Source organism: Arthrobacter sp. TJ-240, from assembly GCF_058269195.1.
Genome location: NZ_JBZCNG010000001.1, coordinates 431,407 through 456,111, shown reverse-complemented (window position 1 = coordinate 456,111; position 24,705 = coordinate 431,407). Strand labels below are relative to the sequence as shown.

Sequence of the window (24,705 nt, the reverse complement as noted above, 5' to 3'; positions counted from 1 at the left end):
CACCCTACCGGTGCGTCCGCGGTGTCTGGTTGACTGAGGTATGAGTACCCTGAGCAACCTCGGCGGCGTGGACGACCGGCAGGAGAACCGCAAGCACCACCTCGTAGCCCTCGACGTCGACGGCACCCTCGTGGACCACGAGGGCTCCATGACGGAAGAGGTCCGCGACTCGGTACGGGCCGTCGTCGAGGCCGGGCACGACGTCATCATCGCCACGGGCCGGTCCCTCGGCGCCACCCTCCCGGTCATCGGGATCCTTGGGATCACCCGAGGTCTCGCCGTGTGCTCCAATGGCGGAGTCACCCTGCGGATCGACGCCACGCTGCCCGGGGGTTTCGAGATCCTCGAGCGCGTCACCTTCGACCCGAAGCCCGCCCTCACGGCCCTGCGCGAGCGCCTCCCTTCCGCGAAGTACGCGCTCGAGGACGACCGCGGCCGCTTCCTGTCCACGGAGAGCTTCCAGGATGCGAGCTTCGGCTCCGAGGCGCAGAGCGTGGACTTCGAGGAGATGCTCGAGAGCCGCGCCGTGCGCGTCGTCGTCTTCAGCACCGACAGCTCGGCGGAGGAGTTCGGCCACGCGGTGGCAGCCATCGGACTGCACGGCGTGACCTACTCGGTGGGCTGGACCGCCTGGCTGGACATCGCCGCCTCCGGCGTCACGAAGGCCACCGCGCTGGAGGCCCTCCGGCAGCGCCTCGGGACGGACCGGGCGCTCACGGTCGCGGTCGGCGACGGCCGCAACGACATCGAGATGCTCCAGTGGGCCGGCCGCGGCGTGGCCATGGGACAGGCTCCCTTGGAGGTCCGTGCCGTCGCGTCCGAGGTCACGGGCAGCGTGCTCGACGACGGCGCCGCGAAGGTCCTGCGCTCACTCGTCTGACGCAGCCGGCGGGACTAGTAACCGGCCCCGAGTTCGATCAGCAGGACGCCCGCCATGATCAGGCCCAGGCCGAGCACCATCACGCGCGTGAGCGGCTCGCCGAACAGCACGCGCCCGGCCACGGCGGTGAGGGCCACGCCCGCGGCCGCCCAGATGCCGTATGCCACCCCGAGGCCCATGCCCTCCCTGAGCGCGAGGGTCAGGAACGTGAAGGCCAGCAGGTAGCCGGCCACCACGGGCGCGTACCAGGCGCCCCGGCCCTCGGATGCGACCCGCAGGCTGAGGGTGGCGGCGACCTCCGTGAGGATGGCTCCGACCAGGAAGACCCACATCATGCGCCATCACCCGCCGGCGCAGCGGGAGTCTTCGGAGCCGGCGGGTGGGACCCGAGTTCCACGCACAGGACCCCGGCGATCACCAGGGCGATGCCCGCGAGCATGGTCGGCGTGAGGGTCTCCCCGAAGAGCGCCGCGGAGAGCAGCGCCGTGGCCGCGACCCCCATGGCCGCCCAGACGCCGTAGGCCACGCCCAGCGCCATTCCGCGGCGGAGCACGGCCGCGAGCAGGACGAAGGCCGTGACGTACCCGATGACGACCACGACGAAGAACGCGGGCCGCTCGAGGGCGGCCTTGAGGGACAGGGACGCCGTCACCTCGCTCACGATCGCCGCGGCCAGCAGGATCCACCTCATGGGCGTCCGTCCTCCGTATGTCCTGCGGGCCGGCCGGTGCCGGTCGGTGCCGGCTGGTGGGTCCTCATTCAGTACGCGAGGCTCGCTGTGGGGAGCGACGCCGGTCCGTGCGTGAGATCCAGCAGGCGGGCGGCGGCCGGCCGCGTGGCCCACTCCTCCATCCAGTGCGAGCGCACGACGGCGCGGCTCACGGCCTGCGTGGTGATGCCGAGTTCCTGTGCGACGTACTTCTGCTGTCCGCGCGCGCCCGGCGTCATGAGGTCGAGCACCGCCCATTCGGCGTCGGTGCGCGTGGAGACGATCTGCCCCAGCAGCCGGAGGACGGCCTCCGCCTCGGCGGCGATCTCGCCGTCCGGCCCCTCGACCGCGAGGGGGATCCGCTCACCGGTCCTGCGTGCCCGGTCGACGGCCCGTCGGGCGTAGACCAGTCCGTAGCCCTCGGCGTCGACGATCCGCTCGGGGACCGGGGGAGTGAGGCCACCGACGCCGATCCCCACGTGCCAGCGCCGCTGGCGGACGGCCCGCAGTGCGGCGTCGACCGCCGTCGTGGCCGAATCCACCACGCCCTGCACCTCGTCGCCCACCGAACGCTGGAACGGGACCACGGCGGGCAGGTAGCGCAGCGCCCGCAGCAGGTCACCCGTGAGATCGCCCACCTCGCGCGAGTCACGCTGGTTGATGGTCAGGACATAGTGCATGGGTCAAGTATCGTCGCGGATCCGGTGTATCGATCGATGCGCGGCGCTTCAGCGCGCCCGGCGAGACCTCGGGGGTGATGCGCGCGGCCGCCGGTCATGCGGGAGCCCCCGCAGGTCCCGGGACCTGCGGGGGCTCCTGTCCGGTGCGCCCGATCTTCCCCGGTGCCGGTACTAGCGGCCCTCGGGTGTCTGCGTCGCGTTGTCCGCCTCGACCTCGACGGAGCGGCCCTGCGGCTCGTCCTGCGCGCTGCCCTCACCGATGGCCTGGAAGCGCTTGAGGGACGCCTCGACCTCGGCCTCGGCCTCCTCCCGGCCGGCCCAGTCGGCGGCCTCCACCCACTTGCCCGGTTCCAGGTCCTTGTACTTGGTGAAGAAGTGCTTGATCTCGTCCAGCAGGAAGTCGGAGACGTCCGACAGCTCCTTGATGTGGTCGAAGCGGGCATCCACCGGTACGCAGAGGACCTTCGCATCACCGCCGCCGTCGTCGGTCATGTTGAACACGCCGATGGGGCGGGACTCCACGAGGACGCCCGGGATCAGGTCGAAATCCTGGAGCAGCACCAGCGCGTCCAGCGGGTCGCCGTCCTCGCCGAGGGTGTTCTCGAAATAGCCGTAGTGCGTGGGGTACTGCATGGATGTGAACAGGACCCGGTCCAGGCGGAGTCGGTGGGTGTCGTGATCGATCTCGTACTTGACGCGCGAGCCCTTCGGGATCTCGATGGTGACGTCGAGCTTCATGGCAACTCCTGGGGTAGGTCGGGGGTGACAGGGGCCGCGCCCTTTCGGAGAAGGGGCTCCGCGCCGGTCTACTGTTAATCGTCAGCCCTAACATATCGGTCGGCCGCCGGTACCCGAACATTTCCCCGAGGTTTCGGTGCTGCCCGCGAACGCTTGAGAAAGGACACCCTGTGCGCCCGCTCCGCCTGCTGACGGGTCTCCTCCTCGTCCTGGTCATGGCGGCGCTCGCGGTACCCCTGGCCACGCACCTCGTGCCGGGCGTCATCGCCGCCGTCGATCCGCCCCCTCCGGTCGAGCCTGCCGTTATTCCCGCGCTGCAGATCCCGCCCACCGCGGTGGCCGTGCCCGACGTCGTTCCTCCCCTGCCGCCGACGGCGCCCGCACCGGACCCTGCGGTGCTCGGTGCGCAGCTCGACGCCGCCCTGCAGCTGGCGGGTCCGGGAAGCTTCGCCGGGACCGTCGTCGACTCCTCCACCGGCACCGTCCTCTATGCGCGGGACTCCGGGCGCGTACAGCCCCCGGCCTCCAACATCAAACTGTTCACCGCCGTCGCCGCCCTGACGTTCGGGCAGCCCGGGAGGACGCTGACGACGTCGGTGCTCGCCTCGGACACCAGGGCCGGTGCCCTCTACCTCCACGGCGGCGGGGACGTCCTCCTCGGTTCCGGGGCCTCCGATCCGGGCTCCGTCGTGGGCCGTGCCGGCCTCGGCACCCTTGCCGCTGATGCAGCCGCCGCCCTGCCCGACGGCTCCGGACCGTACTCCGTGCAGCTCGATGATTCCCTGTTCGAGGGAGCCACCCTGAACCCCACGTGGGCCGCGGGCGACATCGAGGCCGGGGAGATCGCCCCGCTGCACGGGCTCGCCGTCAACTCGGCCTGGCTCGAGGAGGGACGCTCCGGCGGGCCGCGTTCGCAGGACGCGGCGCTCGATGCGGCCCGCATCTTCACGGCGGCGCTCGTCGGCGTGGCCGCGGAGCGTGGTATCGAGGTCCGCCCCGAGGTGCAGCGGTCCACGGCACCGGAGGATGCCGAACCGATCGCGGCCGTCGAGTCGGCGCCGCTCGAGGACCAGGTGCGCCGCATGCTGGAGATCTCCGACAACTACCTGGCCGAGGCGCTGGCGCGTATCGCAGCCCTCGACAGCGGACGCCCGGCGTCCTTCGGGGGAGCCACCGGGGCCCTCACCGCCGCGGCCGCCCGGCTGGGTGTCCCCCAGGAGGGGCTCCTCGTCGGGGACGCGGCGGGGCTGTCCGTGCGCAACGCCGTCTCGCCCGAGCAGCTCGCGGTGCTGCTCCGCGGCACCACCACGTCCGACGAGCAGGGGCTCGCCGCCGTCGCGGAGTCCCTGCCCGTCGCCGGCGCGACAGGCACCCTCGCGACGCGCTTCACCGCCGACGACGGCCCGGCCCGGCCAGGAGCGGGAGTGGTGCGTGCGAAGACCGGGACGCTGAACGCCGTCACGGGTCTCTCCGGGCACGTGGTCACTGCCGACGGCCGCCTGCTCGTGTTCTCCTTCCTCGCCCTGGGCCTCGAGGGCAACACCGTCGAGGCACGCGGCGCGGCGGACGGCGCCGCCGCCGTCCTCGCAGGATGCGGCTGCCGCTAGCCGTCCTGTCGGGGACGAGCACACTCCGGGCGGCCGCGGGCCCTCCGGCACCTGGGAGCCCCCGTCAGCGGGATGTGATCGAATAGGCGCATGTCCAGGAACGAGTCCGCAACACCCCGCCCGCAGCTGGTCAACTGGGACGTCGCGGCCTCGACCGCCGCATCCCTGACTCCCGCCGGACCCACCATGAAGCCGGCCGACATCGCCCGCGCCGTGCAGAACATGCGCGAGCTCGCCGATGCCTCGGTGGGCCACGTCCACGCCATCTCCCGGCTCGACGCCGCACGCGACCTCCGCGACTCCGAACTGCTGATCGTCGACCGCGCGTCCTGGTCGAAGGCCAACTCGCAGAGCTTCCGCACCCTCATGGAACCCGCGCTGGACCAGCTCGCGTCGTCGCGCCCCGAGGCCCTGAAGTCCGCGTCCCTCGTGCTCGGCGGGGCCGTCACCGGCGCCCAGCTCGGCGCCATCCTCGCGTTCCTCTCCAGCAAGGTGCTGGGCCAGTACGACCCGTTCGTGCCCTCCCGCAACGGGCAGGGCGGCCGGCTGATGCTGGTGGCGCCGAACATCATCTCGGTCGAACGGGAACTCAACGTCGATCCGTCCGACTTCCGGCTCTGGGTCTGCCTCCACGAGCAGACGCACCGCGTGCAATTCGCAGCCGCGCCCTGGCTGAAGGACCACATGACAGGCCACATCGGGGAACTGACCTCGGGACTCATCGACAAGGCCGATTCGCTCTCGGACCGCCTCGGCGCTGCCGTGAAGAACATCACCGCGGGCAGGGCGCGCGCACGCGGCGACGGTACGGCGGCGGACGTCCCCGCGCAGGAGATGGGCGTGCTGTCGATCCTCCAGGACCCGGACGACAAGGCCCGCCTCTCCCACCTCACCGCTGTCATGAGCCTCCTCGAGGGGCACGCGAACGTGGTGATGGACGGCGTCGACGGAAGCATCGTGCCGTCGGTCAAGACCATCCGCCGCCGCTTCAACGCCCGCGGCAAGTCCCGCGGCCCGCTCGAGAAGGTCATCCGGCAGCTCATGGGCCTCGACGCGAAGATGCGCCAGTACAGCGACGGCTCCAAGTTCGTGCGGAGGGTGGTCAGCCAGACCGGCATGGAGGGCTTCAACGCCGTGTGGGAATCGGCGTCGCACCTGCCCACCGAGCGCGAGATCCACGCACCCGACGAATGGATCGACAGGATGAGCCTGCGCCGCCATGGGTAGGCGCCCCCGCCTGCTCCCGGCCGTCGGCGCTGCCCGCAACCTGGTCACGGCCGCCCTCGAGGGGATCCTCACGGAGACGACGCCCCGCCGGGCCTCCGGTGCGCCGGGGGAGGATGCAACGGACCCCGCGCCCGCGCGGGACCTGCCCCTCGTCCTCGTCGCCTGCAGCGGAGGGCCCGACTCGCTGGCGCTCGCCGCCGTGGCCGTGCACCTCGCTCACGTCGGACGCTGCCGGGTCGGCGCCGTCGTCGTCGACCACGGACTCCAGCCGGGCAGTGCCGCGACGGCGGAGCAGGCCGCCTCCGCCGCACGCGGCCTCGGCCTCGATCCCGTGGAGGTGCACCGCGTCACCGTGGACGGTCGACGCATGGGCCCGGAGGCAGCGGCCCGGAGTGCCCGCTATGCTGCACTCGACGCCGCCGCGGCGCGCCTCGGTGCTGCCGCCGTCCTGCTCGGGCACACGCTCGACGACCAGGCGGAGCAGGTGCTGCTGGGCCTCGCCCGCGGCTCCGGCACCCGGTCCCTCGCCGGGATGCCCGCCCGCCGCGGCCTCTACCTCCGCCCGCTCCTCGAACTCCGCCGCGCCGACACCGAGGCGATCTGCGCCTTCTACGGCCTCGATCCCTGGCACGACCCCGCCAATCTCGACCCCGCTTTCGCCCGCTCCCGGGTACGCGGTGAGGTGCTGCCGTTCCTCGAGGACCGGCTCGGCCCGGGGATCGCCCAGGCACTCGCGCGGACCGCCCGCATCCTCGGGCAGGACGCCGACCACCTCGAACAATTGAGCGCCGAAGCGTACGCCGCGCTGCGGATCCCGGGCGACGACGGCACCGTGCTCCTGCCGGAGGACGGCCTGCGGGGACTGCCCGCGGCGCTGAGGCAGCGTGTCCTCGCGCTCGCCGCCCTCGAGCTCGGCGCGTTCCAGCCGAGCTTCGAGCGCCTGCGCGCCGCGGAGGCACTGCTGGAGCGGAAGGGGTCCGCCGGACCGGTGCAGCTGGGCGGGAAGGTGAGCGTCCACCGCCAGGTGCGGGGGCGCACGGTTCTCCGGGGGCAAGCAAGCTATGGCAATCTTGTCCTTACTAGCAATGGCAGCAACGACGGCCCCGGTGTGATGCACTCGCGCCGTGAACCCCAGGAGTAATCGGTGGATTCCAACGACGTCCAGTCAGATCTCAAGCACGTCCTCTACACCAAGGAGGAGATCCAGCAGCGGATCAACGAGCTGGCACAGCAGATCGATGCCGACTACCAGGGCCGGGACATCCTCCTCGTGGGCGTCCTCAAGGGCGCGGTGATGGTCATGGCGGACCTCGCACGCGCGCTGCACTCCCACATCACGATGGACTGGATGGCCGTCTCGTCCTACGGGTCGGGCACGCAGTCCTCCGGCGTGGTGAGGATCCTCAAGGACCTCGAGACGGACCTCATGGGCAAGCACGTCCTGATCGCCGAGGACATCATCGACTCCGGGCTCACGCTGTCCTGGCTCAAGGCGAACCTCCTGTCCAGGGGCCCGGCCTCCGTCGAGATCTGCACGCTCCTGCGCAAGCCGGACGCCGCGAAGGTGGACATCGACGTCAAGTACGTGGGCTACAACATCCCCAACGAGTTCGTGGTCGGCTACGGTCTCGACTTCGCGGAGAAGTACCGCAACCTCGACTTCATCGGCACCCTGGCACCGCACGTCTACGAATAGGACAACCTCCGCTGCATGCGGGCAGTACGCCAAGAGGGAACTATCGGCCAGATCCACGCGTGGTGAATCTGGAACGGTGTATATGTTGAGGGGTTCATCCAGCACCCGCACGGCACTGCGCCGGCACACTTTTACTTGCATCAGCAGGAGGGACAGGGCTTGCTGCCCTGAGACGAATGAAATTCAAGAACATCTTCAAGGGGCCCATCTTCTGGATCGTCCTGGCGGTCGTGGCGCTCCTGCTGGTCCTCCCGAATCTTTTCGGGACCGGTAGCTCCCGCGTCGACACCAACGTCGGGCTCCAGCTCCTCGAAGATGACCAGGTCTCGCAGGCCAAGATCTACGACGGCGAGCAGCGCGTGGACCTCACCCTGCGCGAGGACTACGAGGACAAGGGCAAGAGCGTCCAGTTCTTCTACAGCTCCGCGCGCGCCGAGGGCGTCGTCGACGCCATCAACGCCTCGGACACGGACGGCTTCACCGACCAGCCCGCCGAGAGCAACTGGCTGCTGAGCCTCGCCGGGCTGATCTTCCCGATCCTCATCCTCGGCCTCATCTTCTGGTTCCTCCTCAGCCGCATGCAGGGCGGCGGATCCAAGGTCATGCAGTTCGGCAAGTCCAAGGCCAAGCTCATCTCCAAGGACATGCCCCAGGTGACCTTCAACGACGTCGCCGGTGCCGACGAGGCCGTGGAGGAGCTCCTGGAGATCAAGGAGTTCCTGCAGGAACCCGCGAAGTTCCAGGCCCTCGGTGCCAAGATCCCGAAGGGCGTGCTCCTGTACGGGCCTCCCGGGACCGGTAAGACCCTCCTCGCGCGTGCAGTCGCCGGCGAGGCCGGCGTCCCCTTCTACTCCATCTCGGGCTCCGACTTCGTCGAGATGTTCGTCGGCGTCGGCGCGTCCCGCGTCCGCGACCTCTTCGAGCAGGCCAAGAACAACTCGCCCGCCATCATCTTCGTGGACGAGATCGACGCCGTCGGACGCCACCGCGGCGCCGGCGTGGGCGGCGGCAACGACGAGCGCGAGCAGACCCTCAACCAGCTCCTCGTCGAGATGGACGGCTTCGACGCCACCACCAACGTGATCCTCATCGCGGCCACGAACCGTCCCGACGTCCTCGACCCGGCACTCCTGCGCCCGGGCCGCTTCGACCGGCAGATCGGCGTCGAGGCGCCGGACATGAGGGGCCGCGAACACATCCTCAGCGTGCATGCCAAGGGCAAGCCGATGGCGTCCGGTGTGGACCTGAAGGGTGTCGCGAAGAAGACCCCGGGCTTCACCGGCGCGGACCTCGCGAACGTCCTCAACGAGGCCGCGCTGCTCACCGCCCGCTCCAACGCCCAGCTGATCGACGACCGCGCCCTCGACGAGGCGATCGACCGCGTCATCGCCGGCCCGCAGAAGCGCAGCCGCGTGATGAAGGAACTCGAGCGGAAGATCACCGCCTACCACGAGGGCGGCCACGCCCTGGTGGCCGCGGCGCTGCGCAACACGGACCCGGTGACCAAGGTGACCATCCTGCCGCGCGGGCGCGCCCTCGGCTACACCATGGTGATGCCGAGCGACGACAAGTACTCGGTGACGAGGAACGAACTGCTCGACCAGCTCGCGTACGCCATGGGTGGCAGGGTGGCCGAGGAGATCGTCTTCCACGACCCGTCCACGGGCGCCTCGAACGACATCGAGAAGGCCACCGGGACCGCCCGCAAGATGGTCACCCAGTACGGCATGAGCGAGCGCATCGGTGCCGTGAAGCTCGGCCAGGGCGCCGGCGAGCCGTTCCTCGGCCGCGACATGGGCAGCGACCGCGACTACTCCGACCAGATCGCCCTCGTGGTGGACGAGGAGGTGCGCCGCCTGATCGACAACGCGCACGACGAGGCGTACCAGATCCTCACGGAGAACCGCGATGTGCTCGACCGCATCGCCCTCGAACTGCTCGAGCGCGAGACGCTCAATCAGGCCGAGATCGCCGAGATCTTCTCCGCCGTCCGGCAGCGGGAGCTGCGCGAGGTGTGGCTGTCCAAGCAGACCCGCCCCGTGCATTCCCTGCCGCCCGTCACTTCCGCCAAGGAGCGCGCGGAGGCCCTCGAGAGCGGTCGTCCCGCACCCGAGTCCGTGGCACCGCAGGACCAGATCGCTGACGCGAACATGCCGGGCGACTTCGACGTCAAGGACTCCGAACTCCCCTCACCCGCCTCGAACGAGGGCTCCCGGGAGACCCGGGACAGCTAGACAGCACGATGCCGCCGCCATGGGGCCGCGGCGGTGCCGATGAAGGGGGAGATGACCCGTGACAGATTTCGACGACGAAGTGGTGGATGCGGCCCTGGTCGCCACCGGATCGCCCGTCGACCAGCTCCGCATCCAGCGGGCGGTCCGGGAGATCCTGGCGGCGATCGGTGAGGATCCCGACCGGGACGGCCTCCTCGAGACCCCGAAGCGGGTCGCCAAGGCGTACGCGGAGATGTTCGCCGGCCTCCACCAGGATGCCGCGGAGGTCCTCTCGACCTCCTTCGACCTGGACCACCAGGAGCTCGTGCTCGTGAAGGACATCCCGTTCTACTCGACCTGCGAGCACCACCTCGTGCCCTTCCACGGGACCGCGCACGTCGGCTACATCCCCTCGGTGGACGGCCGTGTGACAGGCCTGAGCAAGCTGGCGCGGCTCGTGGAGGTCTATGCCCGCCGGCCGCAGATCCAGGAACGGCTGACGACGCAGATCGTCGATGCGATGATGGAACACCTGAAGCCCAAGGGCGCGATCGTCGTCATCGAGTGCGAGCACATGTGCATGTCGATGCGCGGGGTACGGAAGCCCGGCGCCAAGACCGTCACGTCCGCCGTCCGCGGCCAGATCCGCGAGACGGCGACGCGCGCCGAGGCCATGAGCCTCATACTCGGAAGGTAGGACCACCCTGATGGACTCTCTCGCAGCAGCGCCCGGGACGGGACCGGCCACGTCGCCGCTCCCGGTCATCCGGCCGGTCCGCAGGGCCAGGACGGTGAGCGACCTGCCCGTTGACCGCACCGTCGTCATGGGGATCCTCAACGTCACTCCGGACTCCTTCAGTGACGGCGGCAGGTACGCCGGCACGGACGACGCGATCAGCCACGGCCTGCGGATGCACTACGGCGGCGCGGACATCATCGACGTCGGCGGCGAGTCCACACGGCCCAACGCCCGCGAGGTACCCCTCGAGGAGGAACTGGCCCGGGTGCTGCCCGTCGTCGCGGCGCTCGTCAAGGCCGGCGCCCTCGTCAGCATCGACACCATGCACGCCGAGACGGCCCGACAGGCCCTCGACGCCGGTGCCGCCATCATCAACGACATCTCCGGCGCCGAACTCGACCCGGCGATGCCCGCCCTCGTCGCCGAACGCGGCGTCCCGTACGTCCTCACCCACCGCCGGGGTACCGCGGCCACCATGGACGGCCTGGCGGAGTACGACGATGTCGTCGCGGAGGTGGCCGCCGAGCTCGCCGCGCTGCGCGACCGCCTCCTCGAGGCCGGTGTCGCAGCGGAGCGGATCATCCTCGATCCGGGACTGGGCTTCGCCAAGACCGACGAGCACAACTGGGCCCTCCTCCGTCACCTGGACACCTTCACCGGCATGGGGCACCGCGTGCTGGTCGGCGCGTCCCGCAAGCGCTTCCTGGGCACACTGCTGACCTCCGCCGGGAAGGCCGCCACGCCGGACGAGCGCGGACACGCCTCCCTCGCCGTCGCCACCCTCGCCGCCGCCGCCGGCGCCTGGGGCGTGCGCGTCCACGACCCGGCCGCGACGCTCGACGCCGTCAAGGTCGCCGCCGCCGCCGGTCCGCGCCCGTGATGGTCCAGGCCGCCCCTGCTCGCCCCGGCTCTCCCTCCGGAGACCTCGACACCGTGGTGCTGAAGGGTATCGCCGCCACCGGCTACCACGGCGTCTTCGACCACGAGCGCCGCGACGGGCAGCCCTTCGTCGTCGACGTCGTCCTGCACCTGGACCTGCAGCCCGCCGGGACGAGCGACGATCTCACGCGGACCGCCCACTACGGGGAGGTCGCCGGACTCGTGCACGGGATCATCGAGGGCGAGCCGTTCGACCTCATCGAGGCCCTCGCGGAGACCATCGCGACGTCCGTCCTCCGGTCCTTCCCGGTCGCGGCCGTCGACGTCACCGTCCACAAGCCGCAGGCGCCCATCGAGGTGCCGTTCGGCGACGTGGCCGTCACCCTGCGCAGGAGCCGGGCATGAGCGGCACCATCCGGTCCGTGCTCGCCCTCGGCAGCAACCTCGGTACCAGCAACGACACCCTGGTCCGCGCGGTCGCGGACCTCGTGGAGTCGGACCGCGTGCGCCTGCACGCCGTCTCGCCCGTGGTGCGGACCAAGCCCGTGGGCGGACCCGAGCAGCCCGACTACCTGAACATGGTCATCGAGGTGGAGACGGACCTCGGCCCGTACGAGCTCCTCGAGCACTGCCAGGCCGTGGAGGAACGGCACCACCGCACGCGCACGGTGCGCTGGGGGCCGCGGACCCTCGACGTCGACATCATCACCTACGGTTCGTGGACATCGGACGACGAGACCCTGACCGTCCCGCACCCGCGTGCGGCGTCGCGCGCGTTCGTCCTGCAGCCCTGGGCCTGGATGGACTCCGGGGCCGTGCTGAACGGCCGGCCGGTGGCGGAACTTGCTGCGGAAGCCGAGGACCTTGCGGGCCTGGTGCCCTTCGAGGGAGTCTAGGACGCTGTGAGCACCCTTCGGTTCCGCTGGCTGGCCCTGGTGGGGCTGGTGGCCGGCTTCACCGGGTGGCTGGTCAACTGGCTGGCGACGCGGAACGGCTTCGGCACGCCCACCCTGCCCCTGACGTCGCTCGTCACGACGGCGGTCATCATCGGGATCACCCTCGTGTTCGGTCGGCGCGTGCTCCGCTGGCGCAACGGCGATCACGACCGCCCGCTCGATCCGATCCTCGCCACGCGCACGCTCGTCCTCGCGCAGGCGTGCGCCTATGCCGGAGCACTGAGTCTCGGCTGGCACGCGGGCATCTTCGTGGATCAGGTGGCGCTTCTCTCGGTACGCTCCACCACGGCACCCCTCTGGGGGTCGGCCGCCCTGATGGCGGGCGGGATCATCATGATTATGGTGGGATTGGTTGTCGAGGACTTCTGCCGGCTGCCGCCCGACGACGACGGCTCGGGCGCCGCGGGCTCCAGCGAGGGGGAGTATGCGTAGGGAACCGATCGATCCGTCCGGGCTCGAGTGGTCCAGGGTGTCGCCGAAGTACCTGCGCGTGAGGGTGATCGGCTGGCTCATCGGGTCGCTGGTCTGGCTCGTCCTGGCGAGCATCCCCCTGGCCCTGCGCCTCACGGGGATCTGGGACTCCTTCCCACCCCTCTGGATCGCCTGGGCGTTGCCCGCCGCCGTGCTGGTGACGGCCGTCTGGCGCGGTGTCCTGCTGCCGCGACAGGTCGCGGCGATCGGCTACGCGGAGCGCGACGACGACCTCCTGGTGCGCCAGGGTGTCTTCTTCCAGCGCACGCTGGTGGTGCCGTACGGCCGCATGCAGTACGTCGACGTCGCCGTCGGCCCCCTGGAGCGCGCCTACGGGATCTGCACGCTCAAGCTGCACACCGCGGCGCCCGCCACCAACGCCCTCATCCCCGGGCTGCCGGCCGAGGAGGGCTCGCGCCTGCGCGAGCAGCTCTCCGCGCGGGGAGAAGCCAGGCTGGCGGGGCTGTGATCCCCGAGGGCGGATCCTCCGGAGCGCTGCCGGCGCCCCCCGACGGTGCGGGCGGCGCCGGCGGCATGGGCGGCGCGAAGGGCTCCGGTGACGACGCCTGGCAGCGCGTCCACGTCATCTCGCCGCTCGTGCGGGGCTGGATCGTGCTCGTCGCCATCCTCTACTTCGTGGGGCGGGACTGGTTCGAGGGAATGTTCTCCGCCGAGACGCGCGGGCGCGGCCCCCTGCCCGAGGGTGTCGGTGTCCTGCTCGCCAGCGGGGTGCTGCTCGCCGTCGTCCTCCTCGTCGCCGGCGCCTTCCTCGTCTCCTGGTACTTCACGCGCTACCAGGTGACCGCCGAGCACGTGCGTGTGCACTCCGGCGTCGTGTTCCGCCAGCAGCGCCAGGCGCGGCTGGACAGGGTGCAGGCGATCGATATCGTCCAGCCGTTCCTCGCCCGGATCTTCGGCCTGGCCGAACTCAAGTTCGAGGTGGCCGACGCCGGGGAGTCCGCCGTCCGGCTCGCCTTCCTGAAGCTCGACGACGCCCAGAAGCTCCGCGCCACGATTCTCGCGCGGGCCGCAGGCGTGTCCCCGGACCCCGACCACCCCGAGCAGGTCGCCGAGGCGCCCGAGCGCGAGGTGGTGGCGATCCCGCCCGGCCGCGTGATCGGCGCGGCCGTCCTGTCCGGGATGACGGTGGCGCTGGTGGTGGCGGCCGCCGTGATCGTCACCCTCGGCGTCGTGTTCGACACGCCGTTCATCGCGACGTCCTTCATCCCCATCCTCATCGGCGTGATCGGCGGCTACTGGTCCGCCCTCAACACCGGCTACAACTTCCGGGCCGCCACCTCCCCGGACGGCATCCGGGTACGCTACGGCCTGCTCGACACGAGGGCGCAGACCGTCCCCCCGGGCCGGGTACAGGCACTCGGCATCGTGCAGCCGCCGCTCTGGCGTTTCAAGGGCTGGTACCGGATCACCGTGAACGTGGCGGGGTACGGCGCCTCTGCCTCCAGCGAGGGCCAGGCCCGCGCCACCCTGCTGCCGGTCGGCACCAGGGACGAGGTGCTGCAGATCCTGGCGCTGGTGCTGCCCGACCCCGGGACGGAGCGCCCCGTGGAGGTCTTCACCGCGGGCGTGGTGGGCAGGGACGGCAGCGAGGGGTTCGTGACCACGCCGCGCCGCGCCCGGTGGCTCGCACCGCTCGCATGGCGCCGCAACGGCTTCGCCGTCACGCGGACGGCGCTGCTCCTGCGCTCCGGCGTGCTGTGGCGCCAGCTCGTCGTCGTGCCGCACGAGCGCACCCAGTCGATCTCCCTCCACCAGGGGCCCGTGAGCCGACGCGTCGGCGTCTCCGACCTGCAGCTCCAGACCACGCCCGGTCCGGTCAGCGCCCGCGTGGCCCTCGCCGACTCCGCCACCGCCTGGCAGCTCTTCCACGGCCAGGCGGCGCGCGCCGCGGAGGCGCGGCGGCGCAGCGGCCCCGAGCAGTGGATGAAGCCCGTCCCCGCGGCCGCCCCTCGGGCCAGCGCTCCGGATACCGCTCCGGACACCGCTCCGGATACCGCTCCGGATACCGCTCCGGACACCGCTCCAGACGATGTCCGGCAGGGCGCCACGATCCCTGCCGCGTTCGCCGCGCCGCCGGCTGACAGCGAGGCCGGCACCGGCGCACCCGAGGACGCCCAGGCCCCCGCCCACCGCGCCTACCGCGCCGGACACGCCTCCAGCGCCGTCGGCCCGACCGATCCGACCGACCCGACCGATCCGACCGACCGGACCGGCCCCACCGGGACCCCCGGAGCCCCCGAGACCACCGCCGGGCCCGCCGCGGAGCACGTGCGCGGGGTCATGCCCGACGTGCCGCGTTACGTCCCGGCACCCTCGGAACGTGAGGTGCCCGCCGATGGCCCGCAGTGACGCGTCGAGGCGCCCCGGACGGCTCGGCGTCGGCGTGGTGGGTGCCGGCAGGGTCGGCGCCGTCCTGGGTGCTGCCCTGCGGTCGGCCGGCCACGCCGTCGTCGGCGTCTCCGCGGTCTCCGACGCGAGCCGGGAGCGCGCCGAGAACCTGCTGCCCGGGGTCCCGGTGCTGGAGGTCCCCGACGTCATCGAGCGCGCCGAACTGGTGCTGCTCACCGTGCCCGACGACGCCCTGCCCGAGCTGGTGGAGGGACTCGCGCGGCTGGGTGCATGGCAGGCGGGGCAGCTCGTGGTGCACACCTCCGGCCGGTACGGCACCTCCGTGCTCGGCCCGGCCCGTGCGGCGGGCGCCATCCCCCTGGCCATCCACCCGGCCATGACCTTCACGGGGCTGAGCCTCGACCTCGGGCGCCTGCCGGACAGCATGTTCGGCATCACCGCCCCCGCCGCGGTCCTGCCCATCGCGCAGGCGCTCGTGGTGGAGATGGGCGCCGAGCCCGTGGTCATCGAGGAGGAGTCCCGGGCGCTGTACCACGCGGCCCTCGCCCACGCCTCGAACCACCTCGTCACGATCGCCGCCCAGTCCGCGCAGCTCCTGGCCGACGTCGGGGTGCAGCACCCCGACCGCCTGCTCGGTCCGCTCATGAAGGCGTCGCTCGAGAACGCGCTGTCCTCCGGCGAGAGCGCCCTGACCGGCCCCGTGGCCCGCGGCGACGCCGGGACCGTCCGCGCACACCGGGCGGCGCTGGAATCCCACGACGCCCCCGACACCCGGCAGGCGTACCTCGCCATGGCACGCGTCACGGCCCTGCGCGCCCTCGAGCGCGGCATCCTCTCGCCCGCGCAGGGACAGGCCATCCTCGCCGTGCTCGCCGACACCGTCGCCGACGAACCCCCCGGGGGGCCGGACGCCCCGCGTCCCTGAGACCTCCGAGCCCTCTCCGGACCATCCCGCTCGCCCGAACTCCGCCGCAACCCCGCCAGACCGCCTCCGTCCCGGAAGGACCTCCCGTGACCTCGACCGGCACCCCACGCCCGGCCACCCCGCTCCTCGTCTCCACGCCCGCCGACCTGCGGGCCGCGACCACGGCCCTGCTCGACGACGCCCGGCCCCCGCGTGGCGCAGTGGCCCGCCGACCGTCGCTCGGTCTCGTGCCCACCATGGGCGGCCTGCACGAGGGCCACGCGGCGCTCGCCCGCACCGCCCGCGAGGCCAACGACGTGGTCGTCGTGTCCGTCTTCGTGAACCCTCTGCAGTTCGGCGACCAGGCGGACCTCGACCGCTACCCGCGCACGCTCGACGACGACCTGCGGCTACTCGGCGGGTGCGGCACCGACGTCGTCTTCGCCCCGTCCGTGGAGGACATGTACCCCGGGGGCGAGCCGCTGGTCCGCGTGAGCGCCGGCCGGATGGGGGCGGTGCTCGAGGGGGCATCCCGGCCCGGCCACTTCGATGGCATGCTCACCGTCGTCGCCAAGCTCCTCAACCTCGGACTGCCCGGCACCGGGGCCGACTACCGCGCCTACTTCGGCCAGAAGGACGCCCAGCAGCTCGCGCTGATCCGGCGGATGGTGCTCGACCTGAACGTGCCCGTCCGCATCGAGGGCGTGCCCATCGTGCGGGACGCCGACGGGCTGGCCCTCTCCAGCCGCAACCGCTTCCTCGCCGCGGACGAGCGCCGCGCGGCGCTGGTGCTCTCGCGCGTGCTCGGGACCCTCCGTGCCGATGCGCGCGACGGCGCACCCCTGGACCTCCCGGCGGCCCGCGCCGAAATCCTGGCCGAGCGCGGAGTGGACCTCGACTACCTCGAGATCGTCGACCCGTCGTCGTTCGCGCCGGCCGGTCACGACGACACACGGACCGCTCCGGCCCTCGCGGTCGTCGCCGCGCGGGTCGGCGCCGTGCGCCTCATCGACAACGCCTTCCTGCCCCCTGTGGCCTGACGCACACCGTGCACCCACCGCGGGCCCGGCGGGGAGCCGTAAACTTGTCTTCCGTGACCCCTGACGACACCCTCTCCCCGGACGACCTCAACGAGCAGATGCGCTTCCGCCTGCAGAAGCGCGCGGCCCTCCTCGACGCCGGGATGGAGCCCTACCCGGTCAAGCCGGAGCGGACCCACTCGCTCGCCGCGGTGCGGGAGCAGTTCGCCGACCTCTCCACGGGCGAGTCGAGCGGCCACCAGGTGGCCGTCGTCGGCCGTGTGGTGTTCATCCGCAACTCGGGCAAACTGTGCTTCGCCACGCTGCAGGAGGGCGACGGCACGCGCCTGCAGGTCATGCTCAGCCTCGCCGAGATCGGCGAGGACGGCCTCGCCGGGTGGAAGTCCCTCGTGGACCTCGGCGACCACGTCCAGGTGCGCGGCGAGGTCATCAGCTCCCGCCGGGGCGAGCTGTCCGTGATGGCGGCCTCCTGGACCATGGCGTCCAAGGCCCTCCGCCCCCTGCCCACGCTGCACGCCGGCGTGAACGAGGAGACGCGCGTCCGCCAGCGCTATGTGGACCTGATGGTGCGCGAGGAGGCCCGCCAGATGGTCCGTACCCGCGCCGCCATCACCCGGACACTCCGGGAGACGCTGAACCGCCGCGATTACATCGAGGTGGAGACCCCCGTCCTCCAGCTCGTCCACGGCGGCGCGACGGCCCGCCCGTTCGAGACGCACCTGAACGCGTTCGACCAGAAGATGACCCTGCGGATCGCGCTCGAGCTGTACCTGAAGCGCGCCGTGGTCGGTGGGATCGACCGCGTCTACGAGATCGGCCGGATCTTCCGCAACGAGGGCGTCGACTCCACGCACAGCCCCGAGTTCACGATGCTCGAGTGCTACGAGGCCTACGCCGACCAGTTCGTGATGGCCGAGCGCATGAAGGAGATGATCCTCGCCTGCGCGGATCTCCTCGGCTCCCGCAGCATCGAGACCGCCAAGGGCACCATCGACCTCGACGGCGACTGGGCCTGGCTCGCGGTGTACCCGGGGCTGTCCTCGGCCGTGGGGCAGGAGATCACGCCGGAGACGGGGGTGGAGGAGCTGCGGGCCGTCGCCGAACGGCACGAGGTGCCGCTGAACCCGGCCTGGGGCGCGGAGAAGATGGTCCTGGAGCTGTTCTCCGAGATCGTCGAGCCCACCCTCCTGCAGCCGACCTTCGTCTACGACTACCCGCCGTCCGCCCAGCCACTGGCACGGCCCCACCGAAAGGATCCGCGCCTCATCGAGGCGTGGGACCTCATCATCGGCGGCATGGAACGTGGCACGGCGTTCTCCGAACTCGTCGATCCGGTCATCCAGCGCGAGCGTCTGACGGAGCAGTCGCGCCAGGCGGCCGCCGGTGACGACGAGGCGATGCAGCTCGACGAGGATTTCCTCCGGGCCCTCGAATACGGTGCTCCGCCCATGGGCGGCATCGGGCTCGGAATCGACCGCCTCGTGATGCTTTTCACGAACGTCGGAATTCGCGAGTCGATACTCTTCCCCATTCTCAAGCCCGAGACGGGTCAGTAGCCGTGGAATACGTGGCAGTGCTCCTGCCGTCCTTCTGTCTGGCCGTCCTCTTCTACTTTGTGATCAAGGCCATATTCAACGCGGACCGCGCGGAACGCGAGGCCATGGCGCGGGCGGAGGAATTGCAGGACGCCGAGGACGCGCGTCGGCGTGCATCATCGGACGAGGAAAAAGGAAATCCGGAAATAAACCCGGGATGAAATCCTTTTTGACCTCGATTCAATTGTGGCCCATAATCGTCGAGGGGGCACCGATATCGAGGGACAAATAGGAGATCATTGTGGCGCAGAAGGTAAAGATAGTCCTCATCGACGACATCGACGGCGGCGAAGCCGATGAGACCGTGCGCTTCGGCGTGGACGGCGTGCAGTACGAGATCGACCTCTCCGAAGCGCACGCCGCGGAACTCCGCGCCGCCCTCGGTGACTACGTCGGCGCCGCGCGCCGCAGCAACTCCCCGAAGCAGCGCTCGGGCGCCTCGGGTGCAGCAGCGCCCTCGCGCAACCAGGAGGCGGCGCAGATCCGCGAGTGGGCCAGGGAGAACGGCTACGACGTCTCCTCCCGCGGGCGGGTCAACAGCGAGATCGTCGAGGCGTACCGCGCCGCCCAGCGCTGACCATCCCCACCGGGCGCCGGAGCGGAAGCCCCTCCGGCGTTATCTCGCCTGTGGCGAACACGCGCCCAAAGCACACCCCGGCCCCGTAGCATCGAATTACGCGTTAGCTAGGAGTGTGTTCCTCATGTTCGAGAGATTTACTGATCGTGCCCGTCGTGTTGTTGTGCTGGCCCAGGAAGAGGCCCGCATGCTCAACCACAATTACATCGGCACCGAGCACATCCTGCTTGGCCTCATCCACGAGGGCGAGGGTGTAGCCGCCAAGGCCCTGGAGTCGCTCAGCATCTCGCTGGGCGCCGTGCGGGAGCAGGTCCAGGAGATCATCGGGCAGGGCCAGCAGGCCCCGTCCGGTCACATCCCCTTCACCCCCCGGGCCAAGAAGGTACTGGAGCTCTCCCTCCGGGAGGCCCTCCAGCTCGGCCACAACTACATCGGCACCGAGCACATCCTGCTCGGCCTCATCCGCGAGGGTGAGGGTGTCGCAGCGCAGGTGCTCGTGAAGCTCGGAGCGGACCTCAACCGCGTCCGTCAGCAGGTCATCCAGCTGCTGTCCGGCTACCAGGGCAAGGAGCCGGCAGCAGCCGGCGGCCCGCAGCAGGAGGGGACCCCTGCCGGTTCCGTCGTGCTGGACCAGTTCGGCCGCAACCTCACGCAGGCGGCGCGCGAGTCCAAGCTCGATCCCGTCATCGGGCGCGAGCAGGAGATGGAACGCGTCATGCAGGTCCTCTCCCGCCGCACCAAGAACAACCCCGTCCTCATCGGTGAGCCGGGCGTCGGCAAGACCGCCGTCGTCGAGGGCCTCGCCCAGGCGATCGTGCGCGGCGACGTCCCGGAGACCATCAAGGACAAGCAGCTGTACACGCTGGACCTCGGATCCCTGGTGGCCGGTTCGCGCTACCGCGGTGACTTCGAGGAGCGGCTGAAGAAGGTCCTCAAGGAGATCCGCACCCGCGGCGACATCATCCTGTTCATCGACGAGATCCACACCCTCGTCGGAGCGGGTGCCGCCGAAGGCGCCATCGACGCCGCGTCGATCCTGAAGCCCATGCTCGCGCGTGGCGAACTCCAGACCATCGGTGCCACCACGCTCGACGAGTACCGCAAGCACATCGAGAAGGACGCCGCCCTCGAGCGCCGCTTCCAGCCCATCCAGGTCGCCGAGCCCTCCGTGGCCCACGCGATCGAGATCCTCAAGGGCCTGCGCGACCGCTACGAGGCGCACCACCGCGTCTCCATCACCGACGGCGCCCTGTCCAGCGCTGCGACCCTGGCCGAGCGCTACATCTCGGACCGGTTCCTGCCGGACAAGGCGATCGACCTCATCGACGAGGCGGGAGCGCGCCTGCGCATCCGCCGGATGACCGCCCCGCCGGAGCTGAAGGAGATCGACGAGCGCATCGCCGACGTCAAGCGCGAGAAGGAGTCGGCCATCGACTCCCAGGACTTCGAGGGTGCCGCATCGCTGCGCGACAAGGAGCAGAAGCTCCACGACGAGCGCAACGACAAGGAGCGCCGCTGGAAGTCCGGCGGACTCGACGACATCGCCGAGGTGGATGAGGAACTCATCGCCGAGGTGCTCGCCAACTCCACCGGTATCCCCGTGTTCAAGCTGACCGAGGCCGAATCCTCGCGACTGCTCAACATGGAGGCCGAGCTGCACAAGCGGGTCATCGGGCAGAACGAGGCGATCAAGGCCATCTCCCAGGCCATCCGCCGCACGCGTGCCGGCCTCAAGGACCCGAAGCGCCCGGGCGGATCGTTCATCTTCGCCGGCCCCACGGGCGTCGGCAAGACCGAGCTCGCCAAGGCCCTCGCGGAGTTCCTGTTCGGTGAGGAGGACGCCCTCATCACGCTGGACATGTCCGAGTACTCCGAGAAGCACACCGTCTCGCGGCTCTTCGGTGCCCCTCCGGGCTACGTGGGCTACGAGGAAGGCGGTCAGCTGACCGAGAAGGTCCGCCGCAAGCCGTTCTCCGTGGTCCTGTTCGACGAGGTGGAGAAGGCGCACGCCGACCTGTTCAACTCGCTCCTGCAGATCCTCGAGGACGGGCGCCTCACGGACAGCCAGGGCCGCATGGTGGACTTCAAGAACACGGTGATCATCATGACCACCAACCTCGGTACCCGCGACATCTCGAAGGGCGTCATGACGGGCTTCCAGTCCGGCTCCGACACCACGACGAGCTACAACCGGATGAAGGCGAAGGTCACGGAGGAGCTCAAGCAGCACTTCCGCCCCGAGTTCCTGAACCGCGTCGACGACACCGTCGTGTTCCCGCAGCTCACCCAGGACGAGATCGTCGAGATCGTGGACCTGTTCCTCGAGCGCCTGAGTCGCCGCATGGCGGACAAGGGCATGACGATCCAGCTCACCCCCGCGGCCAAGGTCCTCCTGGCCACCCGCGGTTACGACCCCGCGATGGGTGCGCGGCCGCTGCGCCGCACCATCCAGCGCGAGATCGAGGACCAGTTGTCGGAGAAGATCCTCTTCGGCGAGCTGAAGTCGGGCGAGCGCGTGGACGTGGACGTCGAGGGCGAGGGCGTGGATGCACGCTTCACCTTCGTCGGCCACGGAGCGCCCAAGGAACTCGAGGACGCACCGGCCGCGCTCGAGGCCGTCCTCCCCGAGTAGCACCGGTACTGCACCTGTCAACGGAAGAACCCGCCCTGCACGCCAGGGCGGGTTCTTCCGTTAACAGGCATCTCCAGCAGGGATTCGGTGCCCGCAGCAACAAGATTCCTCCCGTAGTGAACCTCTGTGATCCGCCCCACAGGCGGTGATAGAGATGACGCATGACCACTCCCTTCTCCTCGCTCGAGGACTTCGTCGCCCTGCCACGCCTCAGCGGACTCGTCCTCAACAGGGAGGGCACACGCCTGGTGACCGCCGTGGCCACCCTGGACCAGAAGAAGACGGCGTACCGGACGGCGCTCTGGGAGGTGGACCCGGCGGGTGAGCGGCCCGCCCGGCGCCTGACCCGCAGCGCGGCCGGTGAATCGGGAGCCGCGTTCCTCGCCGGTGGAGACCTGCTCTTCACCTCGGCGCGGCCCGACCCGGACGACGCCGAGGGCGAGAAGCGCGCGGCGCTGTGGCGGCTGCCGGCCACCGGCGGCGAGGCATCCCTGCTTCTCACGCGCGAAGGCGGGGTGGCAGGCGTCGCGACGGCGGACGCGGCCGACGTCGTCGTCGTCACCGGCAACGCGCTCACCGGCTCCGTGAACGAGGAGGACGACGCCGAGCGGCGCAAGGCACGCACGGAGTCCGGCGTCGCCGCGATCCTGCATTCCGGGTATCCCGTCCGCTACTGGGACGCCGACCTCGGGCCGGACGAGCCCCGGTACTTCACGCTGCAGGACCCGGCCGGGGACGGCGACCACCCGCTCGAGGACCTCGTCCCGTCGCCCCGGGGCGGGCTCCGGGACGCCCACCCCGTGCTGGCCGCCGACGGATCGGCCCTCTTCACCGCCCTCACCGTCCCCGAGGACCACGGATCCCAGCGGACGGTCCTCGTCCGCGTGGACCTGGCGACGAAGGACCTCGCGGTCCTGCTCGACGACCGCGAGAACGACTACTCGCCGGGACCCGTGAGCCCCGACGGCCGCTTCCTCGCCGTGGTCAGGAACCGCCGCACCACCGCCGACCTCGCGCCGCGTACCAGCCTGCTGCTGCTCCCGCTCGACGGCGGCGACCCCACCCCCCTGGCCGAGGACTGGGACCGGTGGCCCGACCCCGCGGCGTGGCTGCCCGACGGTTCTGCGCTCGTGGTCACGGCGGACGACGACGGCGGCGCGCCGGTGTTCGTCATCGACGTCGGGACCGGGTCCGTGCGCCGCGTCACGCAGGACGCCGCCGCGTACTCCGACGTCAGCGTGGCGCCGGACGGGGCGACCGCCTACGCCGTCCGCAGCTCCTACCTGTTCCCCGCCGAGGTGGTCCGCATCGATCTCTCCTCCGGCGCCACCGTGCGCCTCGCGAACCCCGCGGAGCGCCCCGAGGTGCCGGGCACGCTGGAACGCGTCGAGTCGGTGGGCGAGGACGGACAGCCGGTGAGGTCCTGGCTCGTCCTGCCCGAGGGCGCATCCGCCGAGGCTCCCGCCCCTGCGCTGCTGTGGATCCACGGCGGACCCATCGGCTCCTGGAACGCGTGGACGTGGCGCTGGTCGCCGTGGATCATGGCGGCCCGCGGCTACGCCGTGCTGCTGCCCGATCCCGCGCTGTCCACGGGCTACGGCCAGCACATGGTGGACCGCGGGTGGGGCCGGTGGGGCAGTGCCCCCTACACCGACCTCATGGCCGCGACCGACACCCTCGTGGCGCGCGACGACATCGACGCGGCGCGTGTGGCGGCGATGGGCGGTAGCTTCGGCGGGTACATGGCGAACTGGATCGCCGGCCACACGGACCGCTTCTCCGCGATCGTGACCCATGCGAGCCTATGGGCGCTGGACCAGTTCGCTCCCACGACGGACGCGGCCTACTACTGGCAGCGGGAGATGACGCCCGAGGCGATGCGCGAGAACTCCCCGCACCTGCACGTGGCGGAGATCGGCACGCCCATGCTCGTCATCCACGGCGACAAGGACTACCGGGTGCCGATCGGTGAGGGGCTGCGCCTGTGGTACGAACTGCTGTCCGCCTCCAAGCTCGCGGCTGACGACGAGGGCCGCACGCCGCACCGATTCCTCTACTTCCCCGACGAGAACCACTGGATCCTCAAGCCCCAGCACGCGCGCATCTGGTACGGCGTGGTCGAGGCGTTCCTCGCCTCGCACGTACTCGGGGAGGAACGCGGGCTGCCCCCCGAACTGGGGCTGTAGGCAGGCCGGTCGGACCGGCTCGGTAGAGTGGAACGGGTGACTGCACCCTTCACCATCCGCCGCGCCCGCACCTCCGACGTGCCCGCCATCAAGGCGCTCGTCGAGCCGCTCGCCCAGGAGCGCATCCTGATGGCCAAGGAGACGGTGGCCTACTACGAGGGCCTGCCCGAGTTCCGCATCGCGGAAGCCGACGGCGGGGAGGTGCTCGGCTGCGGGGCGCTGCACATCATGTGGGAGGACCTCGCGGAGGTGCGCACCCTCGCCACGTCCCCCGTTGCCCGGGGGCGCGGCGTGGGACATGCGCTCGTCGAGGAACTGCTCGAGGAAGCCCGCGGCTTCGGGGTCAGCCGCGTGTTCTGCCTGACCTTCGAGGTGGACTTCTTCCGCCGCCACGGCTTCGAGGTCATGGCGGACCAGTCCGCCGTCGATCCGCGGATCTACTCGGAACTCCTGCGCTCCCACGACGAGGGTGTCGCGGAGTTCCTCGACCTGGCCCGGGTCAAGCCCAACACCCTCGGCAACACGCGGATGATCAGGGAACTCTGAGCGGGACGACTGGCTTCCTCCGGACCAGGGGGGATAAGGTAAGACTGCTTAGCATTCCCG

Annotated in this window: 25 protein-coding genes; 21 read left to right on the top strand and 4 right to left on the bottom strand. The window is 70.8% G+C overall.

Annotated features, from left to right (window positions below; all coding sequences use genetic code 11):
• Positions 1–40: 40 nt before the first annotated feature.
• On the top strand, positions 41–880 hold the full coding sequence (locus AC4D2C_RS02190) for an HAD family hydrolase (protein WP_490912054.1): 840 nt from the start codon (positions 41–43) through the stop codon (positions 878–880).
• A 14-nt stretch (positions 881–894) separates the two neighbouring features.
• Here the strand turns inward: AC4D2C_RS02190 and AC4D2C_RS02185 are convergent, their stop codons facing one another.
• The 4 genes from AC4D2C_RS02185 to AC4D2C_RS02170 all read right to left on the bottom strand — a co-directional run bounded on the left by AC4D2C_RS02185 (position 895) and on the right by AC4D2C_RS02170 (position 3,007).
• Complete coding sequence (locus tag AC4D2C_RS02185) at positions 895–1,215, bottom strand: DMT family transporter (RefSeq protein ID WP_490912052.1); 321 nt, start codon at positions 1,213–1,215, stop codon at positions 895–897.
• Positions 1,212–1,571, bottom strand: a complete 360-nt coding sequence (locus AC4D2C_RS02180) for a DMT family transporter (RefSeq protein ID WP_490912051.1) — start codon at positions 1,569–1,571, stop codon at positions 1,212–1,214. The genes AC4D2C_RS02185 and AC4D2C_RS02180 overlap by 4 nt, the downstream gene beginning before the upstream one ends.
• Before the next feature lie 68 nt (positions 1,572–1,639).
• Positions 1,640–2,269: a hypothetical protein gene (locus AC4D2C_RS02175; protein WP_490912049.1), complete on the bottom strand. Its 630-nt coding sequence runs from the start codon at positions 2,267–2,269 to the stop codon at positions 1,640–1,642.
• Positions 2,270–2,440: 171 nt separating this feature from the next.
• Positions 2,441–3,007 (bottom strand): inorganic diphosphatase, encoded by a 567-nt coding sequence (locus tag AC4D2C_RS02170; RefSeq protein WP_490912047.1) that lies wholly within the window; start codon positions 3,005–3,007, stop codon positions 2,441–2,443.
• Between the two features lie 170 nt (positions 3,008–3,177).
• On the opposite strand from AC4D2C_RS02170, the gene dacB reads away from it, so the two are divergent.
• The 20 genes from dacB to AC4D2C_RS02070 all read left to right on the top strand — a co-directional run bounded on the left by dacB (position 3,178) and on the right by AC4D2C_RS02070 (position 24,645).
• Positions 3,178–4,614 carry a D-alanyl-D-alanine carboxypeptidase/D-alanyl-D-alanine endopeptidase gene (dacB, locus tag AC4D2C_RS02165; protein ID WP_490912045.1) on the top strand — a complete coding sequence of 479 codons (1,437 nt, stop codon included), beginning with the start codon at positions 3,178–3,180 and terminating at the stop codon, positions 4,612–4,614.
• Positions 4,615–4,704: 90 nt separating this feature from the next.
• The gene (locus AC4D2C_RS02160; RefSeq protein ID WP_490912044.1) at positions 4,705–5,841 is read left to right on the top strand and encodes a zinc-dependent metalloprotease; all 1,137 of its coding nucleotides are present in this window, start codon (positions 4,705–4,707) and stop codon (positions 5,839–5,841) included.
• On the top strand, positions 5,834–6,982 hold the full coding sequence (gene tilS / locus AC4D2C_RS02155; RefSeq protein ID WP_490912042.1) for a tRNA lysidine(34) synthetase TilS: 1,149 nt from the start codon (positions 5,834–5,836) through the stop codon (positions 6,980–6,982). Before AC4D2C_RS02160 ends, tilS begins: the two co-directional genes overlap by 8 nt.
• A 3-nt stretch (positions 6,983–6,985) precedes the next feature.
• Entirely contained in the window at positions 6,986–7,537 is a 552-nt protein-coding gene (gene hpt / locus AC4D2C_RS02150) for a hypoxanthine phosphoribosyltransferase (RefSeq protein WP_307085875.1), read from the top strand.
• A 176-nt stretch (positions 7,538–7,713) separates the two neighbouring features.
• Complete coding sequence (ftsH, locus tag AC4D2C_RS02145; protein ID WP_490912040.1) at positions 7,714–9,771, top strand: ATP-dependent zinc metalloprotease FtsH; 2,058 nt, start codon at positions 7,714–7,716, stop codon at positions 9,769–9,771.
• 58 nt (positions 9,772–9,829) lie between these two features.
• Positions 9,830–10,447 (top strand): GTP cyclohydrolase I FolE, encoded by a 618-nt coding sequence (folE, locus tag AC4D2C_RS02140; protein ID WP_490912038.1) that lies wholly within the window; start codon positions 9,830–9,832, stop codon positions 10,445–10,447.
• Between the two features lie 10 nt (positions 10,448–10,457).
• The gene (folP, locus tag AC4D2C_RS02135; protein WP_490912036.1) at positions 10,458–11,369 is read left to right on the top strand and encodes a dihydropteroate synthase; all 912 of its coding nucleotides are present in this window, start codon (positions 10,458–10,460) and stop codon (positions 11,367–11,369) included.
• Positions 11,369–11,773: a dihydroneopterin aldolase gene (folB, locus tag AC4D2C_RS02130; protein WP_490912034.1), complete on the top strand. Its 405-nt coding sequence runs from the start codon at positions 11,369–11,371 to the stop codon at positions 11,771–11,773. Before folP ends, folB begins: the two co-directional genes overlap by 1 nt.
• Complete coding sequence (gene folK / locus AC4D2C_RS02125; protein WP_490912032.1) at positions 11,770–12,264, top strand: 2-amino-4-hydroxy-6-hydroxymethyldihydropteridine diphosphokinase; 495 nt, start codon at positions 11,770–11,772, stop codon at positions 12,262–12,264. The genes folB and folK overlap by 4 nt, the downstream gene beginning before the upstream one ends.
• Positions 12,265–12,270: 6 nt before the next feature.
• Positions 12,271–12,756 carry a DUF3180 domain-containing protein gene (locus AC4D2C_RS02120; RefSeq protein ID WP_490904944.1) on the top strand — a complete coding sequence of 162 codons (486 nt, stop codon included), beginning with the start codon at positions 12,271–12,273 and terminating at the stop codon, positions 12,754–12,756.
• Entirely contained in the window at positions 12,749–13,264 is a 516-nt protein-coding gene (locus AC4D2C_RS02115) for a PH domain-containing protein (RefSeq protein WP_490912030.1), read from the top strand. The genes AC4D2C_RS02120 and AC4D2C_RS02115 overlap by 8 nt, the downstream gene beginning before the upstream one ends.
• Positions 13,265–13,329: 65 nt before the next feature.
• Positions 13,330–15,165 (top strand): PH domain-containing protein, encoded by a 1,836-nt coding sequence (locus AC4D2C_RS02110; RefSeq protein WP_490913014.1) that lies wholly within the window; start codon positions 13,330–13,332, stop codon positions 15,163–15,165.
• Complete coding sequence (locus AC4D2C_RS02105) at positions 15,152–16,090, top strand: Rossmann-like and DUF2520 domain-containing protein (protein WP_490912028.1); 939 nt, start codon at positions 15,152–15,154, stop codon at positions 16,088–16,090. Before AC4D2C_RS02110 ends, AC4D2C_RS02105 begins: the two co-directional genes overlap by 14 nt.
• A gap of 86 nt (positions 16,091–16,176) precedes the next feature.
• A complete protein-coding gene (panC, locus tag AC4D2C_RS02100) occupies positions 16,177–17,109 on the top strand; it encodes a pantoate--beta-alanine ligase (protein WP_490912026.1) in 933 nt (310 codons plus the stop codon).
• A 53-nt stretch (positions 17,110–17,162) separates the two neighbouring features.
• Positions 17,163–18,665: a lysine--tRNA ligase gene (gene lysS, locus AC4D2C_RS02095; protein ID WP_490912024.1), complete on the top strand. Its 1,503-nt coding sequence runs from the start codon at positions 17,163–17,165 to the stop codon at positions 18,663–18,665.
• Between the two features lie 2 nt (positions 18,666–18,667).
• Positions 18,668–18,865: a hypothetical protein gene (locus AC4D2C_RS02090; protein WP_490904938.1), complete on the top strand. Its 198-nt coding sequence runs from the start codon at positions 18,668–18,670 to the stop codon at positions 18,863–18,865.
• Between the two features lie 80 nt (positions 18,866–18,945).
• Positions 18,946–19,281, top strand: coding sequence for a histone-like nucleoid-structuring protein Lsr2 (locus tag AC4D2C_RS02085; RefSeq protein ID WP_490912022.1), 336 nt, complete (start codon positions 18,946–18,948; stop codon positions 19,279–19,281).
• A gap of 124 nt (positions 19,282–19,405) precedes the next feature.
• A complete protein-coding gene (locus AC4D2C_RS02080; RefSeq protein ID WP_490904936.1) occupies positions 19,406–21,913 on the top strand; it encodes an ATP-dependent Clp protease ATP-binding subunit in 2,508 nt (835 codons plus the stop codon).
• Between the two features lie 161 nt (positions 21,914–22,074).
• Positions 22,075–24,099, top strand: coding sequence for a S9 family peptidase (locus AC4D2C_RS02075; protein WP_490912020.1), 2,025 nt, complete (start codon positions 22,075–22,077; stop codon positions 24,097–24,099).
• Between the two features lie 36 nt (positions 24,100–24,135).
• Entirely contained in the window at positions 24,136–24,645 is a 510-nt protein-coding gene (locus tag AC4D2C_RS02070) for an amino-acid N-acetyltransferase (protein WP_490904934.1), read from the top strand.
• Positions 24,646–24,705 lie beyond the last annotated feature (60 nt).

Bases quoted from the DNA above. Each gene is read 5' to 3' on its own strand.
- AC4D2C_RS02115 (WP_490912030.1), top strand. From the start codon at position 12,749: ATGCGTAGGGAACCGATCGATCCGTCCGGGCTCGAGTGGTCCAGGGTG.
- AC4D2C_RS02185 (WP_490912052.1), bottom strand. From the start codon at position 1,215: ATGATGTGGGTCTTCCTGGTCGGAGCCATCCTCACGGAGGTCGCCGCC.
- tilS (WP_490912042.1), top strand. From the start codon at position 5,834: ATGGGTAGGCGCCCCCGCCTGCTCCCGGCCGTCGGCGCTGCCCGCAAC.
- folP (WP_490912036.1), top strand. From the start codon at position 10,458: ATGGACTCTCTCGCAGCAGCGCCCGGGACGGGACCGGCCACGTCGCCG.
- AC4D2C_RS02080 (WP_490904936.1), top strand. From the start codon at position 19,406: ATGTTCGAGAGATTTACTGATCGTGCCCGTCGTGTTGTTGTGCTGGCC.
- folK (WP_490912032.1), top strand. From the start codon at position 11,770: ATGAGCGGCACCATCCGGTCCGTGCTCGCCCTCGGCAGCAACCTCGGT.
- AC4D2C_RS02180 (WP_490912051.1), bottom strand. From the start codon at position 1,571: ATGAGGTGGATCCTGCTGGCCGCGGCGATCGTGAGCGAGGTGACGGCG.
- AC4D2C_RS02110 (WP_490913014.1), top strand. From the start codon at position 13,330: ATGGGCGGCGCGAAGGGCTCCGGTGACGACGCCTGGCAGCGCGTCCAC.
- AC4D2C_RS02175 (WP_490912049.1), bottom strand. From the start codon at position 2,269: ATGCACTATGTCCTGACCATCAACCAGCGTGACTCGCGCGAGGTGGGC.
- AC4D2C_RS02170 (WP_490912047.1), bottom strand. From the start codon at position 3,007: ATGAAGCTCGACGTCACCATCGAGATCCCGAAGGGCTCGCGCGTCAAG.
- ftsH (WP_490912040.1), top strand. From the start codon at position 7,714: ATGAAATTCAAGAACATCTTCAAGGGGCCCATCTTCTGGATCGTCCTG.
- AC4D2C_RS02105 (WP_490912028.1), top strand. From the start codon at position 15,152: ATGGCCCGCAGTGACGCGTCGAGGCGCCCCGGACGGCTCGGCGTCGGC.
- AC4D2C_RS02160 (WP_490912044.1), top strand. From the start codon at position 4,705: ATGTCCAGGAACGAGTCCGCAACACCCCGCCCGCAGCTGGTCAACTGG.
- AC4D2C_RS02190 (WP_490912054.1), top strand. From the start codon at position 41: ATGAGTACCCTGAGCAACCTCGGCGGCGTGGACGACCGGCAGGAGAAC.
- folB (WP_490912034.1), top strand. From the start codon at position 11,369: ATGGTCCAGGCCGCCCCTGCTCGCCCCGGCTCTCCCTCCGGAGACCTC.
- AC4D2C_RS02075 (WP_490912020.1), top strand. From the start codon at position 22,075: ATGACCACTCCCTTCTCCTCGCTCGAGGACTTCGTCGCCCTGCCACGC.